The organism is Streptomyces sp. NPDC004667 (genome assembly GCF_040609475.1).
GTDB lineage: Bacteria > Actinomycetota > Actinomycetes > Streptomycetales > Streptomycetaceae > Streptomyces.
In genome coordinates, this window is the sequence record NZ_JBEXKC010000009.1 from 78,387 (window position 1) to 93,856 (window position 15,470).

Annotated in this window: 15 protein-coding genes; 5 read left to right on the top strand and 10 right to left on the bottom strand. The window is 73.2% G+C overall.

Annotated features, from left to right (window positions below; all coding sequences use genetic code 11):
- Positions 1–114: 114 nt before the first annotated feature.
- Positions 115–1,926: a S8 family serine peptidase gene (locus ABZW32_RS07480; protein WP_356212503.1), complete on the bottom strand. Its 1,812-nt coding sequence runs from the start codon at positions 1,924–1,926 to the stop codon at positions 115–117.
- A 356-nt stretch (positions 1,927–2,282) separates the two neighbouring features.
- Entirely contained in the window at positions 2,283–3,065 is a 783-nt protein-coding gene (locus ABZW32_RS07485; protein WP_356212506.1) for a DUF1838 family protein, read from the bottom strand.
- Between the two features lie 241 nt (positions 3,066–3,306).
- Here ABZW32_RS07485 and ABZW32_RS07490 point away from each other — a divergent pair, with 241 nt between their 5' ends.
- The 3 genes from ABZW32_RS07490 to ABZW32_RS07500 all read left to right on the top strand — a co-directional run bounded on the left by ABZW32_RS07490 (position 3,307) and on the right by ABZW32_RS07500 (position 5,699).
- The gene (locus ABZW32_RS07490; protein WP_356212509.1) at positions 3,307–4,290 is read left to right on the top strand and encodes a DUF1996 domain-containing protein; all 984 of its coding nucleotides are present in this window, start codon (positions 3,307–3,309) and stop codon (positions 4,288–4,290) included.
- An 84-nt stretch (positions 4,291–4,374) separates the two neighbouring features.
- Positions 4,375–4,977, top strand: coding sequence for a sigma-70 family RNA polymerase sigma factor (locus ABZW32_RS07495; protein ID WP_356212512.1), 603 nt, complete (start codon positions 4,375–4,377; stop codon positions 4,975–4,977).
- On the top strand, positions 4,974–5,699 hold the full coding sequence (locus tag ABZW32_RS07500; protein ID WP_356212514.1) for a zf-HC2 domain-containing protein: 726 nt from the start codon (positions 4,974–4,976) through the stop codon (positions 5,697–5,699). Before ABZW32_RS07495 ends, ABZW32_RS07500 begins: the two co-directional genes overlap by 4 nt.
- A gap of 420 nt (positions 5,700–6,119) precedes the next feature.
- On the opposite strand, the gene ABZW32_RS07505 is transcribed toward ABZW32_RS07500, so the two are convergent.
- Genes ABZW32_RS07505 through ABZW32_RS07540 form a run of 8 tightly spaced genes read right to left on the bottom strand, consistent with a single transcriptional unit; the run spans position 6,120 to position 13,525 of the window.
- On the bottom strand, positions 6,120–6,851 hold the full coding sequence (locus tag ABZW32_RS07505; RefSeq protein WP_356212517.1) for a hypothetical protein: 732 nt from the start codon (positions 6,849–6,851) through the stop codon (positions 6,120–6,122).
- 46 nt (positions 6,852–6,897) lie between these two features.
- Entirely contained in the window at positions 6,898–8,067 is a 1,170-nt protein-coding gene (locus ABZW32_RS07510; RefSeq protein WP_356212520.1) for an alpha/beta hydrolase, read from the bottom strand.
- Positions 8,068–8,125: 58 nt separating this feature from the next.
- Positions 8,126–9,373: a cytochrome P450 gene (locus ABZW32_RS07515; protein WP_356212523.1), complete on the bottom strand. Its 1,248-nt coding sequence runs from the start codon at positions 9,371–9,373 to the stop codon at positions 8,126–8,128.
- Positions 9,370–10,599 carry a cytochrome P450 gene (locus tag ABZW32_RS07520; protein ID WP_356212526.1) on the bottom strand — a complete coding sequence of 410 codons (1,230 nt, stop codon included), beginning with the start codon at positions 10,597–10,599 and terminating at the stop codon, positions 9,370–9,372. Before ABZW32_RS07520 ends, ABZW32_RS07515 begins: the two co-directional genes overlap by 4 nt.
- Entirely contained in the window at positions 10,596–11,240 is a 645-nt protein-coding gene (locus ABZW32_RS07525; RefSeq protein WP_356212529.1) for an ATP/GTP-binding protein, read from the bottom strand. The genes ABZW32_RS07520 and ABZW32_RS07525 overlap by 4 nt, the downstream gene beginning before the upstream one ends.
- Positions 11,221–11,577: a DUF742 domain-containing protein gene (locus tag ABZW32_RS07530; protein ID WP_356212532.1), complete on the bottom strand. Its 357-nt coding sequence runs from the start codon at positions 11,575–11,577 to the stop codon at positions 11,221–11,223. The genes ABZW32_RS07525 and ABZW32_RS07530 overlap by 20 nt, the downstream gene beginning before the upstream one ends.
- Positions 11,574–11,975: a roadblock/LC7 domain-containing protein gene (locus tag ABZW32_RS07535; protein WP_356212535.1), complete on the bottom strand. Its 402-nt coding sequence runs from the start codon at positions 11,973–11,975 to the stop codon at positions 11,574–11,576. Before ABZW32_RS07535 ends, ABZW32_RS07530 begins: the two co-directional genes overlap by 4 nt.
- On the bottom strand, positions 11,972–13,525 hold the full coding sequence (locus ABZW32_RS07540) for an ATP-binding protein (protein ID WP_356212538.1): 1,554 nt from the start codon (positions 13,523–13,525) through the stop codon (positions 11,972–11,974). Before ABZW32_RS07540 ends, ABZW32_RS07535 begins: the two co-directional genes overlap by 4 nt.
- A 232-nt stretch (positions 13,526–13,757) precedes the next feature.
- On the opposite strand from ABZW32_RS07540, the gene ABZW32_RS07545 reads away from it, so the two are divergent.
- Both ABZW32_RS07545 and ABZW32_RS07550 read left to right on the top strand, forming a co-directional pair.
- Entirely contained in the window at positions 13,758–14,657 is a 900-nt protein-coding gene (locus ABZW32_RS07545) for a hypothetical protein (RefSeq protein ID WP_356212541.1), read from the top strand.
- Positions 14,654–15,445 carry an alpha-L-glutamate ligase gene (locus ABZW32_RS07550; RefSeq protein WP_356212544.1) on the top strand — a complete coding sequence of 264 codons (792 nt, stop codon included), beginning with the start codon at positions 14,654–14,656 and terminating at the stop codon, positions 15,443–15,445. Before ABZW32_RS07545 ends, ABZW32_RS07550 begins: the two co-directional genes overlap by 4 nt.
- Positions 15,446–15,470 lie beyond the last annotated feature (25 nt).

Below are 15,470 nucleotides of genomic sequence, written 5' to 3' on the forward strand. Positions count from 1 at the left end.
GCGCGACGGGCCTGCCGGTACGGGAGGTACCGGCAGGCCCGCGCGCTGGAGATTGGTCCGTACCATCGGCCCGTCAGGACGGAGTTGGGGGGCTCCGTCGTGGGCCCGGACCGGTCAGAAGCCGAGGTTCCAGGAGTCGATCCTGCCGGTGTCGCCGCCGGCGTTGTCGTTCACCCGGAGCTTCCAGGTGCCGTTCGCGACCTCGGAGGAGGCGTTGACGGTGTACGTCTGGTTGATGTTGGCGGTGCCGCCGCCGGCCCGGTTGTGGAGCGTGTAGACGGAGCCGTCGGGGGCGACCAGGTCGACCTTGAGGTCACCGATGTAGGTGTGCACGATGTTCACGCCCACCTGGAGGGTGGCCGGGGCGTTGCCGGTCACGCCGGAGACGGTGATCGGGCTCTCCACGGTGGCGTTGTCACCGATGGCGAAGTCCGTGGTGTTCTCGAACTTCGGGGTGGTGGGGGTGGAGGTGACCGCGTTCACGGTCGCGGCCGCGTCCGCGAGGCCGGCGCCGCAGCCGCCGGTGCAGGTGCCGGCGAGCGGGCGGGCGTTGGCCTTGATGGCCGCCTCGACCTGGGCCGGGGTCAGCGACGGCTTGGCGGCGACGAGCAGCGCGGCGAGGCCGGCGACGTGCGGGGCGGCCATGCTGGTGCCCTGGTACGGCTTGTAGATCTCGGCGCCCGGCGTGGTGGTGCCGGCGTTGAGGGAGGAGAGGATGCCGTTCTCGGGGGTGGTGACGGTGCCGGGCGTGTCGGTGGCGCGGCGGGTCTCACCGCCCGGGGCGGCGACGTCGATGATCGCGCCGAAGTTGGAGTAGAAGGAGCGGTCGCCGGTGCGGTTGGTGGCGGCGACGTTGATCACGTTGTTGCAGCTGGCGGGGGAGAACCCGGCCGCGTCCGCGTTGCTGTTGCCGGCGGCGACCACGACGGTGGTGCCGCGGGCGACGGCCGCGTTGATGGCGTTCTGGTAGCTGGCGGTGCAGGCGCCGGAGCCGCCGAGGCTCATGTTGATGACCTTGGCGGGGGTGGCGTTCGCCGGGACGCCGGCGACGGAGCCGCCCGACGCCCAGGTGATGGCGTCGACGATGTCCGAGGTGGCGCCGCCGCACTTGCCGAGCACGCGGACCGGCTGGATCTTGGCGTTGTAGGCGATGCCCGCGACGCCCTTGGCGTTGTTGGCGGCCGCGGCGATGGTGCCCGCGACGTGGGTGCCGTGCCAGGAGGAGTCGCTGGCCTTGGAGCCGGTGCCGCACTCGCCCGCAGCGCTCCAGTCGCCCTGGTCGGCGGGGTTGTTGTCGCGGCCGTTGCCGTCGCGGGCGGCCGTCGAGCTGCTGATGAAGTCGTAGCCCGCGACGATGTTGGGCGCCACGTCGGAGTGGGCGACGTAGCCGGTGTCGATCACGGCGACGGTGACGCCGGAGCCGGTGGTCTTGTCCCAGGCGGCGGGCACGTTCATGCCGGCGGTGGGCTCGAAGAGGTCCCACTGCTTGGCGTACTCGGTGTCGTCGGGGGTGCTCATCGCGTAGGCGCGGGAGTCGGGCTCGACGTAGGCGACGTCCGGGTCGGCACGGAACTGGGCCATCACGTCGGCCGCTTCGGCAGGGGCGACGGCTCCGCCGAGGTTGACGAGGGCGGCTCCGGTGCCGAGGCGGCGGTCGAACTTCGCCTTCTTGCCGGCCTTCTTGCCCTTGGCGGCCGCGTCGTCGGCGGCGGCGGTGTTGGAGCCGGCCTCGGGGGCGCTGGACTTGTATCCGACGATCAGGTTCTCCACCGGCGCGGCGGCGGGGGCGGCGGGGGCCGCGGCGGCCGGGAGGGTGCGGGCCGGGTCGTTCCCCCCGGTGACGGCCACGGAGGCGGTGGCGGAGCCCGCCAGCAGGGTGACGGAGATGGCCGCCACGGATATGAGCCGACGTCTGGTTGCGTGCACGGTGTTCCCCTTCGCGGGCCGATTCCGGGCAGGCCGGAGCGGCCGGTCGGTGCAGTGTGGGAGGTGATCGGGCCGCGGCGCCGGGGGCGGGCTGGTCAGGCCCGCTCCGGCCGCCGCCGCACGCCGCGTCGTCCGGCCGCGACGGTGGGACCGGACAACTGCGTACCCGCGATCCGCGCGCCGTCGAAGGGCTTCACACCATGTGGGGTTGGTGCGGGGGCCGTTCGGGATGCGGAAGATCGCCGGTGGGCAGACAGTAGGCAACGCGGGGGTGAACCCGATACGGGGAAAACCCTTGTCCGGACCCTGGCGGCCCCCCTCCCCCTACCCCGCCGCTCCCCCTGGGGCGCCCCGGGTCACCTGGGGTTGAGCCTGCGGAAGTGGGTCCAGCTGGTCTCGTTCGGCTCGGTCCACTTCTCGGGGGCGCGGGCGAACTCGGGGTGGTGGGCGGCGATGTACGCGCGGGTGCGCTCGGGCACCTCGGCGTAGGAGCCGAGTTTCACGCCGCGGCAGTGGAAGGTGAGGCCGCCGGGGCGTTGTCCCTGCTCCATCCAGGGCAGCCAGGGCGACTGGCGGGTCCAGGACATGGTCGCGGGCACGCTCGGGGCGTCGCCCGCGAGGGCGGCGGCGGGGGCGAAGAACTGGAAGAGCTCCAGGGCCCGGTAGGTGTCGTCGGCGGAGTTCAGCGGGTAGTCCGCCACGGGCAGCGGGGAGGGATAGGAGAGGGGGATCTCCAGGCTGAAGCAGACCTGGTCGCCGAGCTCGGTCCGGGGGACGGGGAAGGGCCGCCACCTCTGGTTGGCAGGGTCGTTCCAGACGTGGACGACGGGCTTGCCCTGCCAGGTCTCGAGGATCTCGCGCGTGCCCGGGTCGAGGTAGAAGGCCGCCTCCCGGGAGAGCATCCGGTACCCGCCGGCCCCGCCGCCACCGGCTGCCCCGGCTGCCCCGGCTTCCTCGGCTCCCCCGGCTTCCTCGGGTTCGAGGCGGGCCACGTTGACGCCCTCGAAGCCGAAGAGGCGGCGGTAGGGCTCGCCGGGGGCCCAGGAGTGGACGTCGCCGGACCACCAGTAGGTGACCTCCTCGCCGTCGAGGGAGACGCGGGTGCGGGCCAGGGAGTGCAGGAGCTCTTCCGGTGTCATACGGAGAACTCTGCGCGGCCCGCGCGCGGCCCGGCAAGGACCGGACGGGCCAACTCCGCGGGGTGCCGGTACCCGTGGGGCACGGGACGGACGCCGTCCCGCGGGGTAGGGAACGCCCGGCGCCGGGGACGGGTTCGGCGCCCGGAGCCGCCGTGCCGTAGGACCCGCACAACCCCCGGCGCCGGCCCTCGTGCGGATGCCCGGTTGACGGCCGTGCCGGGCACCGGCAACCGTGACCGCCATGGGCAACGAACACCGACTGCTGGCGCTCCTGGTCTGCCTGGTGCTGGGCACCGGGCTGACGGCCGCCGTGCTGGGCGCCACCCGGGCGGCCGGATCCCGCCAGGCCTCCGTGGCGGGTGCCACCGTGGACATACGCGAGGTCGCGCCCGGCCCGCAGGGGCCTCCCCCGACCTCGGCCGGGGGCTCCCCCGGCTCGGTGACGGTGGACTGCGGGCGCAACGAGGAGGGCCACTGGAACGAGGACAACCTGGTGGTCTCGCCGGGCCTGCGGGCGGGCGCCCACCACACCCACGCCTACGTGGGCAACCTCTCCACGGACGCCCTGTCGACCGACGCCTCGCTCGCCGGGGCCGCCACGAGTTGCGCGGGCGGCGACCGCTCCACCTACTACTGGCCGGTGCTGCGCCGGGTGGACCGGCCGGGAAGCGGTCCCCACGAGCACTCGGCCGGGCACGGCAACGCCGGGGAGATCCTGCCCGAGGCCTCCGTGACCGTGGAGTTCCGCGGCAACCCGGTGAGCAAGGTGGTTCCGATGCCCCGGTTCCTGCGGGCGATGACCGGCGACGCCGTCGCGTACACGGCGGGGGCGCGCGCCGACGTCCGGGCCCGCTGGGGCTGTTCCGGGTTCCCCGACCGGTCCACCACCGACTACCCGCGCTGCCCGGCCGGCTCCCTGGTCACCCGTACGCTCGTCTTCCCCAGCTGCTGGAACGGGCTGGACACGACCGCCCCCGACCACCGCTCGCACCTGCTGTTCCCCTCCCCGCAGGGGGTGTGCCCGCAGGGCACCTTCCCGGTGCCCGAGCTGCGCCTGTCGCTGGCGTACGCGGTGGCTCCCAGTGTGCCGATCGCGCTGGATTCCTTCCCGGAGCAGCGGCACAGCCCGCGGACCGATCACGCGATGTTCGTCGACGTGATGACGGACGCGCAGATGGACGCCCTCGTCGCCTGCCTCAACGAGGGACGGGAGTGCCGGACCTGAGTGACGCAGGTCACGTGAACCGTACGTGCGCCCAGGGCGTGTTCCGACCGCACCAGGTAACACCAGGCGGACGGAGAGGGTGAGATGGCCGGACCACTGTGGCCCCGCACTCGGCGGGGCTCGACGGACGAGGCACTGATCAGGTCGGTCTACGAGGAGCACGGCAACGCCCTGCTCGCGTACGCCACCCGGCTGACCGGGGACCGGGCAGCCGCCGAGGACGTCGTGCAGGAGACACTGATCCGGGCCTGGCGGCATTCCGAGGTCCTGGTCAACGGGAAGGGTTCGGTGCGCGGCTGGCTGCTCACGGTGGCCCGCAACATCATCACGGACCGGTACCGCGCCAAGGCCGCGCGGCCGCCGGAGGTCTCCGGCGCGGCGGCCGCTCCCCCGGTCGAGGGGGACCACGCGGACGCGGTGGTGGACACCATGACGGTGCTCGGCGCGCTGGACCGGCTGACGCCGGAACACCGCGACGTGCTGACGGAGTTGTACTACCGCCAGCGCAGTGTCGCCGAGGCCGCCGACCGCCTCGGCATACCCGCCGGTACGGTCAAATCCCGTTCGCACTACGCGCTCAAGGCCCTGCGCGAGGTGTTCGCGGACGGCACCGGGGACGGCGCCGGGAACAGACGATCAGGCCGGCCGCCCCAGCAGCCCGGCGGACTGCGGGAGGTGGTGGCGTGAACCGGCAGCGGCACGAGGAGGAACTGCTCGGCCCGTACGTGCTCGGTGTCCTGGACGAGGACGACGTACGGCGTGTCGAGGAGCACGTCGGCGATTGTGTGCGGTGCCGTGAGGAGGTGGCCGCGTTGCGCGAGATGGAGGGGGTACTGGGCGAGGTGCCCGAGGAGGCGTTCCTCGAAGGGCCTCCGCAGGGAGGCGATCTGCTGCTCCAGCGGACCCTGCGGCAGGTGCGCGGGGAGCGGGCGGCGTCCGCGCGGCGCCGGGTGGGGCTGGCGGGTCTGGCGGTGGCGGCTTCGCTCGCAACCGTGTTCTGGGCCGGGACACAGCTGGGCGGGGACCGGGAGCCGGTCGGGGCACTGCCCGCGCCGCCCTCCCCGACGGCCTCGGCGGTGCCTCCGGCGCCCGTACCGGGGACCAGGGTGGCCTCCGCGACGGACCGGGGCACCGGTGCGCGGATGAACGTACAGGTGACGCCCGCGGCGAAGTGGGTGCGGGTGCACGCGGCGGTGACCGGGATCCCGGCGGGCGAGCGGTGCCGACTGGTGGTGGTGGCCAAGGACGGTACGCGTTCCACCGCGGGCGGCTGGGTCGTGGGCACGGCCGAGCACGGCGAGGGCAAGGGGGCGTCGCTGGACGGCTCCGCGGCCGTGGACCCGGCGAACGTCAAGGAGGTCCTGGTGGAGAACGAGTCCGGCCGGACCTTCGTGTCCGTCCCCGTGTAGCGGGAGGCGTTCCCGGGCCTTCGGGCCCGGGACGTGACGGAGCCCGGGAGCATGTCCAGCTCCCGGGCTCCTGTGTGCCACCCAATTGCGCACACCGGCTGCGTTTAAGAGCGGGGATCAAGGTGAGGCCGACGTGTTCTGCCTTTGAACTACCGCGCCATGCAAGAGGCGCAGGAGGGACTTGAACCCCCATCCGTCAGTGATCGTCCCTGCTCGGTCGATCCGGTGTTCGGCGGCGAATACTGAGACTGGAGCGATAATCTGAAATTCAAGGGGCCGCCTCTTCCGGCTTGGGCCACCCCGGCACGTGGTACCGGGGGAGGGATTCGAACCCCCAACTGACACCCCTGCTTCAGCTTCAACATCAGTTTCAGCTTGCGCTCTCGCGCACCCCCTGCGATACAGGGGGCGTTCTGTGGGCTACCGGAACAGGTAGCCGAACACCGCGTCGCCGACCCGCTCGTCGGTGACCTCGGTGCCGTTGGCCTCCTCGCGGGCGAACTTCACGGCCTGCTGGAGCCGCTCCACCCGGTCGAGGAGCTCGTTGACCCGGCGGGCCGGGAGGGCTCCGGAGAACTTCACGGTCGTCCAGTAGCCGACGGCCACGTCCTCGTAGTAGACCTCGACCTGGGCCGGGTGCTGCTCGGTGGCTTCGGCCTTGACGTGGTTGCGCGGGACCTTCTTGGTGCGGATCGTGCGCACGGCCTCCGTCCTCCAGGAGTCCGTGGACGGGTCGAGGTTCCACGATTCCGAGGCGTCGAGGACCGGCAGCTTGCGCACGAAGGTGTGCAGGTCGGTCAGCTGCTTCTCCAGGAAGAGCAGGTACGGCACCGGCACCTTCGCGAGCAGCACGTTGCCGTCGACGACGATGTCCGCGGCCGCGGTGCGGTTGGCCCAGTCCTTGGTGGCCGTCACGTCGAAGAGGCGGGTCAGGGTGCTCGCCGTCGCCCGCAGCACGTCCTCGGCCTTGACCTGGACGCGGGTGGACTCGGGGGGCAGCTGCTCGCCCTCCTCGTCCTTGGGCTGGTACGTCCGCGAGATGCCGGCCAGCAGGGCGGGCTTCTGCACGTCGTGGTGAGCCTGGGTGAGCTCCTGGAGGGACTTGGACTTGACGCCCTTTTCGACTGCGATGATCTGATTCAGCTTCGGCACGTGATCAACCTAGCGAGCCTTCCGACGAGATGACCATCCATTTTTTTCACGGGTTGTGGAAGCGGGCTTCGGGTGTGTCGGCGCGGGGGCCGTCGAGGGCCGGGGCGGGCAGGCCCTTGAGGTGGAGGTCCAGGAAGGCCGTCACGTAGCGGCGGGTCAGCTCGACGGCGCGGGATCCGGGGAGGGGGGCCTCGGGGTGAGGCAGGCCGAGCTGGTCGCGCAGGGCCGGGAAGTCGCTCGCGCCGAAGTGGTCGGTGCCGTCGAGGGTGATCCAGCGCTTCCAGCCGTCGAAGTGGGGCCACGGGCCGGACCAGTTGCCGGGGCCGTCCCCGGGGACGCTGGCGGCGGAGCCCAGCAGCATGAAGGGCCGGCCGCCGATGCCCGCCGCCGGGTAGGGCTCGGGCAGGGTGCCGTCCATGTCGATGCCCGCGCGGATCCGCGGGTCGGCGGCCATCGCGGGCAGGGCCGTGGCTCCGCCGATGGAGTGGCCGGCCATGGCGATGCGGGACGCGTCGATCAAATCGGCGTTCTTCCAGGCGGGGTGGCGTCCGGTCAGGCGGTCCAGCAGGAAGGAGGTGTCGCGGGCGCGGACCTCGGTGACGGCCTCGCGGCCGCCGGGGCCCTGGGTCTGGTCGCAGGCCAGGCACGTCAGGACGCGGCCGCCGGGGAAGGCGGTGGCGGCGCTCTCGTAGGCGTGGTCGACGGCGGCCACCACGTAGCCGCGGGAGGCGATCTCCTCGGCGAGGGAGCTGAGGGTGGCGCGCGGGACGGTGAAACCGGGCGAGAGGACGACGAGCGGGTAGCGGCCCCGGACGGGCCGGGCGTCGGTGCGGGCGTGGGCCCGGGTGGCGGCGAAGACGGCCGGGTCGATGACCTTGTCCAGGCCCTTGTCGGCGAGGATCAGCCGGGCTTCCTCGGTGCTCATGTACGGCGCGGGGGCGCGGCCGGTACCGGGCCGCGCCGGATAGCGCAGGGTGACCATCAGCTCGCGGGGCCCGGAGTGGGCCCAGGGATCGGTCCGGCTGCGGTCGACCAGGTGGAGGTCCTCCTGGCCGACCGCGAACCGGCCCGTGGTGGCCGGCAGTTCGAGCGCCGCGCGTTGCGCGTCCGAAGCGGCCGGCGCCGCCTGCGCGGCGGAGGCCGCGGTGATCGGGAGCGGCAGCAGCAGGGCTAACAGGGCGGCGGCGGCCGCGGTGCGGCGGCGTGTGGTGTTCATGGCGCCGAATCTAGGCCGCGGCCGACCGCCCGGCGTCAGCTCGTGGTGGTATCCCGGGTCAGACCGTGGTCGCAGAGAGCCTCACGGGCAGGTCGTGGAGGTCGTTCTGGGTCAGGATCGGCTTGTTGCGCAGCTCCGCGCGGCCGACGGCCAGGCTCAGGTCCGGGAAGCGGGCGTAGAGGGCCGGGAGGGCGACCAGGGCCTCCAGGCGGGAGAGGGCCGCGCCGGGGCAGACGTGCGGGCCGTGGCCGAAGGAGATGTGCCGGTTGGGGGTGCGGGTGATGTCGAACTCCCCCGCGGTCCCGCCGTGCTGGGCCTCGTCGCGGCCCAGCGCGCCGAAGGACACGATCAGGCCCTCGCCCTCGGGCAGGATCCGGTCGCCGACCTCGATGTCCTCGGTGGCGAAGCGGATGAGGACGTGCGAGGTCGGGGTGGACCAGCGCAGGGTCTCCTCGATGACGTTCTCCCAGGGCACCTCCCCCGCGAGGACGCGGGCGCGCTGCTCGGGGTGGGTCTCCAGGGCGACCACGGCGTTGACGATCAGGCTGATGGTGGTCTCGTGGCCCGCGGCGACCATCAGCTGGAGGGTGTTGGTGATCTCCTCGGTGCTGAGGTGGTCGCCGTCCTCGGAGGCCGCGATCAGGGCGCTGGTGAGGTCGTCGCCCGGGTTCTCGCGCTTGGACTCCACGATGCGGGAGAAGAGCGCGCCGAGGTCCGCCATCATCTGCGGGACTTCCTCGGGCAGGGTCTGGGTGGAGAAGAACTTCTCGAAGAGCGCCTTGAGCCGGGGGTGTTCGGCGGCGTCGACGCCCATCAGCTCGCTGATGACGTTCATCGGGAGCGGGTAGGCGAAGTGCGCCTTCAGGTCGACGCTCTCGCCGGCCGGGAGGGTGGCCAGCTCGTCGAGCATCTGCGTGGTCAGGGCCTCGATGCCGGCGCGCAGCTTCTCCACCCGGCGCACGGTCAGGGCCTGGGCGACCAGGGTGCGCAGGCGGCGGTGCTCCTCGCCGTCGACGGTGAGCATGGAGCGGCCGGGGTTGGCGAGGCCGATCAGCGGCCAGTCCAGGGGGATCTCGCCGCGCTTCCAGGCCCCCCACACGTTGATGTCCTTGACCACTCTGGGGTCGGTGAGCAGTCTCCTGGCCTCGGCGTGGTGCGTGACGGCGTACACGCCGACGCCTCCGGGCAGCACGACGGGGACCAGCGGGCCCGCGGCGCGCAGGGCGGCGCTCTCGGCGTCGAGGTCGGCGACGAACGGGTCGAGGACGAGGGGGGCGGGGCCGGTGTGGTCGATCGGGCAGGTCATCGGGCGGCTCCAAGAGCGGGGGTGGGAGTGAAGGTCACGGGGAGCGCGGTCAGCCCGCGCAGCCACGGCGAGGGACGCCGGGTGAGCTCCTCGGCGGGGCCGGCCAGGTCGACGTCGGGGAGCCGGTCGAGGAGGACCTCGATGCCGGTCCGCGCGATGACCTCGGCGACCTCCTGGGCCGTGAAGGGGCAGCGGTGTTCACCGTGACCGAAGGAGAAGAAGGCGTTGTTCCCGCCGGTGAGGGCGCCCGCGTCGGTGCGGACGTTCGGGTCGCCGTTGGCGGCGGCCAGGCCCAGCAGGACCAGGTCGCCGCTGCCGATGCGCTGTCCGCCGAGCTTGGTGTCGCGGGTGGTCCAGCGGCCGGCGACGTTCTGGGTCGGGGTGTCCTCCCAGAGCACTTCGTTCATGGCTTCGCCGACGCTGTGGCGGCCGCCGGCCAGGGAGGCGGCGAACCGGTCGTCGGTGAGCATCAGGCGCAGCGAGTTGCCGATCCAGTCCGCGGTGGGCTGGTGGCCGGCGGCCATCATCACCATCAGGTCCTGGGCGACCTCGTCGAGGGTGAAGCCGGCGGTGTTGGCCAGCATCCGGGAGGCGACGTCGTGACCGGGCCGGGCGGCCTTGGCGGCGAGCAGCCCGTACATCGACTCGCCGAGGTGGCGCTGGCCGTCCAGGGCGCCCTCCCGCCCGTTGATCATGTCGTTCATGGCGGTGACGAGGCCGGGGCCCTGCGCGTCGGAGAAGCCGTAGATGCGGGCGAGGACGCGCAGGGGCAGGAGCATGGCGTACTCGCCGACGATGTCGCACTCGCCCCTGCCGCAGAGCTGGTCGATCAGCTCGTCGGCGAAGCGTTCGGCGTGGCCCTTGAGTTCGAAGGGGTCCACGGCCTCCAGGGCGGCGGAGATCACGGCGGCGCGTTCGCGGTGGCGTTCGCCGACGGTGTAGAGGATGGACGGCTGCTTGCGGCCGATCATCGGGAGCAGGGGCCAGTCGGCGGGGATGCGGTCCCACTGGTTCCACAGGTCGGAGTCGCGCGAGAAGAGCTGGGGGTCGCTGGTGACCTGGTGGAGTTCGCGGTAGCCGAGGACCAGCCAGGCCGGGACGTCGCCGTCGAGGACCACCGGGGCGACGGCGCCGTGGTCACGGCGCATCTCCCGGTACAGCTCGGCGGGGTCGGTCTGGAAGCGGGGGCCGCCGAGGTAGACGGGCTGGGGCTCGGGGGTGGTCACGGGGTGGGCTCCGGGATCGGGGGCTGGAGGGCCGTCTGGGGGTGTCGTGCGCGCTGGAGGTGCTGGAGGTGTTCGACGAGGGAGATCAGCACGTGCTTGCTGGACTCGCGGGAGCGGGCGTCGCAGAACAGCAGCGGTACCTCGGGCGGCAGGTCGAGGGCGCCGCGGACCTGTTCCGGGGTGTGGGTGGGGCCGCCGAAGTCGTTGCAGGCCACGACGAAGGGCGTGCCGTGGTGTTCGAGGCGGTCGATGGCGTACCAGGAGTCCGCGAGCCGGCGGGTGTCGACGAGGACGACCGCGCCGAGGGTGCCGGAGAACAGCCGGTCCCACAGGAACCAGAACCGCTCCTGGCCGGGGGCGCCGAAGAGGTAGAGCACGTTGTGGGCGTCGAGGGTGATGCGGCCGAAGTCGAAGGCGACCGTGGTGGCGGTCTTGGCGTTGATGCCTTCGGTGTCGTCGACGGCCTCACCGGCCTTCGTCATCGTCTCCTCGGTGTTCAGCGGGCGGATCTCGCTGACGGAGCGGACCATGGTGGTCTTGCCGACGCCGAAACCGCCCACGATGACGATCTTGAGGCCGTTGTCGGCGGTGCTGCTGAGGGCCTGACGGGGCTCACCCGGGTCAGAGGTTGCGGAGTCCAACGAGCACCTGCTCCAGGATGTCGAGGTCGGGAAGGCGGTACGACGTGGCGCGGGGGTGCCGTGCGCTGATGCGGCCGGTGCCGTGGAGGTCGGCGAGGAGGATCCGGACGATCGACACCGGCAGGCCCAGTTCGGCCGCGATCTCGACGACCGCCGTCGGGAAGCGGGACATCCGCAGGATCGCGGCGTGCTCGGACTGCATGCCGGGCACCGGGTCGCATTCGGCGACGATCAGGGTGACCAGGTCGAACGCGTCGGAACCGGAGCTGCTGCGACCGCCGGTGAGGGTGTAGAGCCGGTCCGGGGAGTCGTCCCGGCCCGGCCTGCCGCGGCTCATCCCCGGGGCCTGGCGATCAGATGCTCGCTCAGCTGCTCCACCAGTTCGGACATGTTGTGGCCGACGAGGCCCGCGTCGGCGTCGTCGGCGGCGACGAGGGCGAGGTGCGCGCCCTCGCCCGCCTCGACGATGAAGAGGATGCCGCCGTAGAACTCGGCCATGGCGGAACGGACCCCGCCGCTGCCGTCACCGAACTCGATGGACGCTCCGTGGGACAGGCTCTGGATGCCCGCGGAGATCGCCGCGAGCTGGTCGGCCTGGTCGACGGAGAGTTCGGGGGTGCGGCACAGCTTGAGGCCGTCGCGGGAGAGCACGAGGGCGTGCCGGGCGCCGGGGGTGCGCTCCAGGAGTCCCTCCAGGAGCCAGCTGAGCGTCTCGTCGGTGGTGGAGCCGGTCATTGCGTGTTGCCTTCCGGGTGCGTGGGGGTCGAGGGCTGCTGCGCCGAGGTGCCGCGCACGGCCTGGCGGAAGCTGCCGAAGCGGGCGGCGGACTGGGAGGCGCTGCCGGGGGCGGCCGGGGTACGGGCCGCCGAGCCGGCGGCGTCGGGTCCTTCGGGGTGGGCGGCGGCCAGGGTCCGGCCGCGCCGCCGCTGGGGCAGTCCGCTCTCGCCGAGCACCGGGGTCGTACCGGTGGTTTCGGGCTCGTGGGTGGTGTCCGCGCCGTCGTGGACGGGCTCGGCCTCCGGGGCGGCCTCCGGCGCGGGCGCCGTGGCGGCGCGCGGGGCGGGCACGGTGACGGTGCGCGGCGCGGGCTCGGGGGCGGCGATCAGCGGCGGGGCGGGGACGGGTTCGGCCGGGGCGCGGCTGATCAGCTCCTGCGGGAGCATCATCAGCGCGCCGGTGCCGCCGCGCGCGGAGGGCCGGAAGGAGACCGTGAGCCCGTGCTTGCGGGCGAGGCGCCCGACGACGGCGAGGCCGAGGCGGGTTCCGGAGAGCCCGGCCAGGTCCAGGGACTCGGCGGTGACGGCCTGTTCGGCGCGGCTCAGCTGGACCTCGCTCATGACGAGGCCGCTGTCCTCGACGGTGATGATGATCCCGGCCGGCACCTCCTCCACGTAGACGTGGACCTCGGCGGTGGGCGGCGAGAAGTTCGCCGCGTTGTCGAGGAGTTCCGCGAGGGCGTGCATGACGCCTTCGGCGGCGTGTCCGGCGACGGCCGCTTCGCAGGTGGAGTGCAGGCGGACGCGCTGGTAGCCGCCGATGCGTCCCATCGCGCCGCGCAGGATCGACTCCATGACGATCGGCCGGGCCCAGCGGCGGCCCGAGCGGGCTCCGGTGAGGACGGCGATGGAGTCGGCGAGGCGGCCCGCCTGGGCGGTGCGGTGGTCGAGGTGCAGCAGGTCGCCGAGGACTTCCTCGTCGGCGTGCTTGTGCTCCATCTCGCGCAGGTCGGCCAGCATTCCGGTGGCGAGGGCCTGCATGCGGCCGGCCGCGTTGGCGGCGGCGGCCATGGCGGCGGCCCGTCCGGACCGGGCCAGGCGCAGTTCTTCGGCCAGCCGTTCGCGGGTGGCCTGCTGCGCGGCGGTCAGGGTGTCGAGCTCGGCGGCCTGGGCGGCCGTCAGCCGCTCCAGTTCGGCGGCGCGGGCGGTGGTCTGGTGGTCCATCTCGGCGGTGTGCGCCGCGACGAGCCGGCCGCGTTCGGCGGTGTGGGCCGCGCTCTCGCGGGCCGCGTCGGCGGCGAGCCGGGCGATGTGCGCGTCACGGACGGCGACGTCGGCGGTGAGCGCCGAGACCTGGGCGCGCAGCTGCCGGGCGTTGCGCGCCCACCAGGTGACCGCGCAGGCGGCCACGGCGAGGAGCAACGATCCGGAGGCCGCGAACCATCCGAGGGGAACGCGGATGGACGACGGGGCCGCGGCCACCGCCGCCATCGAGAAAGCACCCGTGGCCGCCGCCGTGACGAGCAGCGCGAGCGCGGAGGGGCGAAGGGGGGAGGGCGACGCCGTCATTAGTCAAAGCCTCAAACCGGGCGTAAATGGAAGAGAGGGTTCCTGTGGCAACGAGGCACAACTATAAGAGGATTGCTGATCGTTTAGGAAAGCTCTTGTCGAATATCACGCTCTGTAGCGCCCACTAAGGCTGCATCTGGAGCGGTTTCGGGGCTATGCCATGGCATCCTGTGACGTCACAGCTCGCCGGACGGGATCGGCGGAGGGGCGTCCGGGGAATATGGGGAAGGTCATGAGGCTCTGCTTCCTGGTGGAAGAGCACTACCGCCGTGACGGCATGCCGAACGAGGTGATCCGGCAACTGACCGCATGGGGACACCGGGTGGACGTCGTCCGTCCGGGAGGCTCCCTGCTGCACATGGACGAGGTCGTGCGCTCGGGCGACCACGACGCCTGGGTGCTGAAGACCGTGTCCGGCGGACCGGGGCTCACCCTGCTCGAAGCGGCGGCCGCCGCCGGCATGACCACGGTCAACGACGCCCGCGCGATCCGCGGCGTACGGGACAAGGCGCTGGCCGCCGCCATCGGCAGCGCCCGGGGCCTGCCCCAGCCGCAGACCTACGCCGTCGCCCGGCCCGAACTCCTCGCGGAGATACCCGACAGCGCGTACCCGCTCGTCGTCAAGCCCGCCGACGGCAGCTCCGGGCGGGGCGTGCACCTGCTGGCCTCGCCGGACCGCCTCCCCGCGCTCCTGCCGGAACTCGCGGGCGAGGCCATGCTCATCGCGCAGCCGTACGTCCCGAACGCGGGCACCGACATCAAGGTGTACTGCGTCGACGGCGAACTCTTCGCCACCGAGCGCTGCTCCCCCCTGCACCCGGACGCCACGGTCCGCGAGCGACAGGTGCCGCTGCCGGCCGAGGTGGCCCGGATCGCCGCCCACGTGGGCGAGGTGTACGGGCTGGACCTGTACGGGGTCGACGTCCTGCTGGGTCCCGACGGGCCGGTGGTGGTCGACGTGAACGACTTCCCGAGCTTCCGCCAGGTACCGGACGCCGCGGCCCGGGTGGCCCGTGCCGTCCTGGCGCTGGCCCGCGCGGGCGGGCGGCGCGCGTGTCCGCCCGCCGCGCCGTTCGTGCTGCCCGTGACGATCCCCCTCCAGGTGGCCGCGGGCGCGGGGGACGGCGCGTGAGGATCGGCCTGATCACTCCGGACGCCGGGCACCCCCTGCTGGCGGCCACCGCCCGGGCGCTGGTCGCCGGCGGGCACACGGTGGACGTGCTGGATCCGGCCGCCGGACCCGCGGCGGCGGCCGGCGCGCGGGCCGACGTCCACCTGCTGAAGGCGCGCACCCCCTCCGCGCTGGCCCTGGCCCGGGAACTGGAGCACCGGGGGGCGCCCGTGCTGAACTCGGCCGCCGCCACCGAGGCCTGCCAGGACCGTACCGGCATGGCCGGGCTCGCCCTGCGGGCCGGGCTGCCCTTCGCCCCCACCCGCACCTTCGCCGCGGCGGCGCAGCTGGAGGGCGCGGCGGGGCTGCCGTGGCCGATGGTGGTCAAGAGCCGGCGCAGCCACAAACACGACCTGGTCGCCCGCCTCGACGGTCCCTCGCGGCTGGCGGAGCTGGTGGGCGACTGGAGCGAGGAGCCGGTCGTGGTGCAGGCGTTCGCGCCCAACGACGGCTGGGACCACAAGCTGTGGGTGATCGGGGACCGGGTCTTCGCGGGCCTGAGGCGTTCCGAACTGGCCGCCGGGGGCAAGGAACCGGCGCGGAGCCTGGACCGCCTCCCCGACGGCTGGGCCGAACTGGCCCTGCGGGTGGGCGAGGTGTTCGCGCTGGACGTCTACGGCGTGGACGTCATCGCCGCCGCGGACGGCGCCCCGCTCATCGTGGACGTCAACGCCTTCCCCGGCATCCGGGGCCAGGCCGGCGCCCCCGAGGCCCTCGCGGCCCTGGCCCTGCGCCGGGCCGCGCTCTGACCCCGAGGCGGCGGCGGGCGTAGCG

Excerpts from the sequence above, each read along its gene's own strand:
- ABZW32_RS07540 (WP_356212538.1), bottom strand. The coding sequence starts at position 13,525 with ATGACGGCGTCGCCCTCCCCCCTTCGCCCCTCCGCGCTCGCGCTGCTC.
- ABZW32_RS07490 (WP_356212509.1), top strand. The coding sequence starts at position 3,307 with ATGGGCAACGAACACCGACTGCTGGCGCTCCTGGTCTGCCTGGTGCTG.
- ABZW32_RS07530 (WP_356212532.1), bottom strand. The coding sequence starts at position 11,577 with ATGAGCCGCGGCAGGCCGGGCCGGGACGACTCCCCGGACCGGCTCTAC.
- ABZW32_RS07485 (WP_356212506.1), bottom strand. The coding sequence starts at position 3,065 with ATGACACCGGAAGAGCTCCTGCACTCCCTGGCCCGCACCCGCGTCTCC.
- ABZW32_RS07510 (WP_356212520.1), bottom strand. The coding sequence starts at position 8,067 with ATGAACACCACACGCCGCCGCACCGCGGCCGCCGCCGCCCTGTTAGCC.
- ABZW32_RS07515 (WP_356212523.1), bottom strand. The coding sequence starts at position 9,373 with ATGACCTGCCCGATCGACCACACCGGCCCCGCCCCCCTCGTCCTCGAC.
- ABZW32_RS07495 (WP_356212512.1), top strand. The coding sequence starts at position 4,375 with ATGGCCGGACCACTGTGGCCCCGCACTCGGCGGGGCTCGACGGACGAG.
- ABZW32_RS07535 (WP_356212535.1), bottom strand. The coding sequence starts at position 11,975 with ATGACCGGCTCCACCACCGACGAGACGCTCAGCTGGCTCCTGGAGGGA.
- ABZW32_RS07545 (WP_356212541.1), top strand. The coding sequence starts at position 13,758 with ATGAGGCTCTGCTTCCTGGTGGAAGAGCACTACCGCCGTGACGGCATG.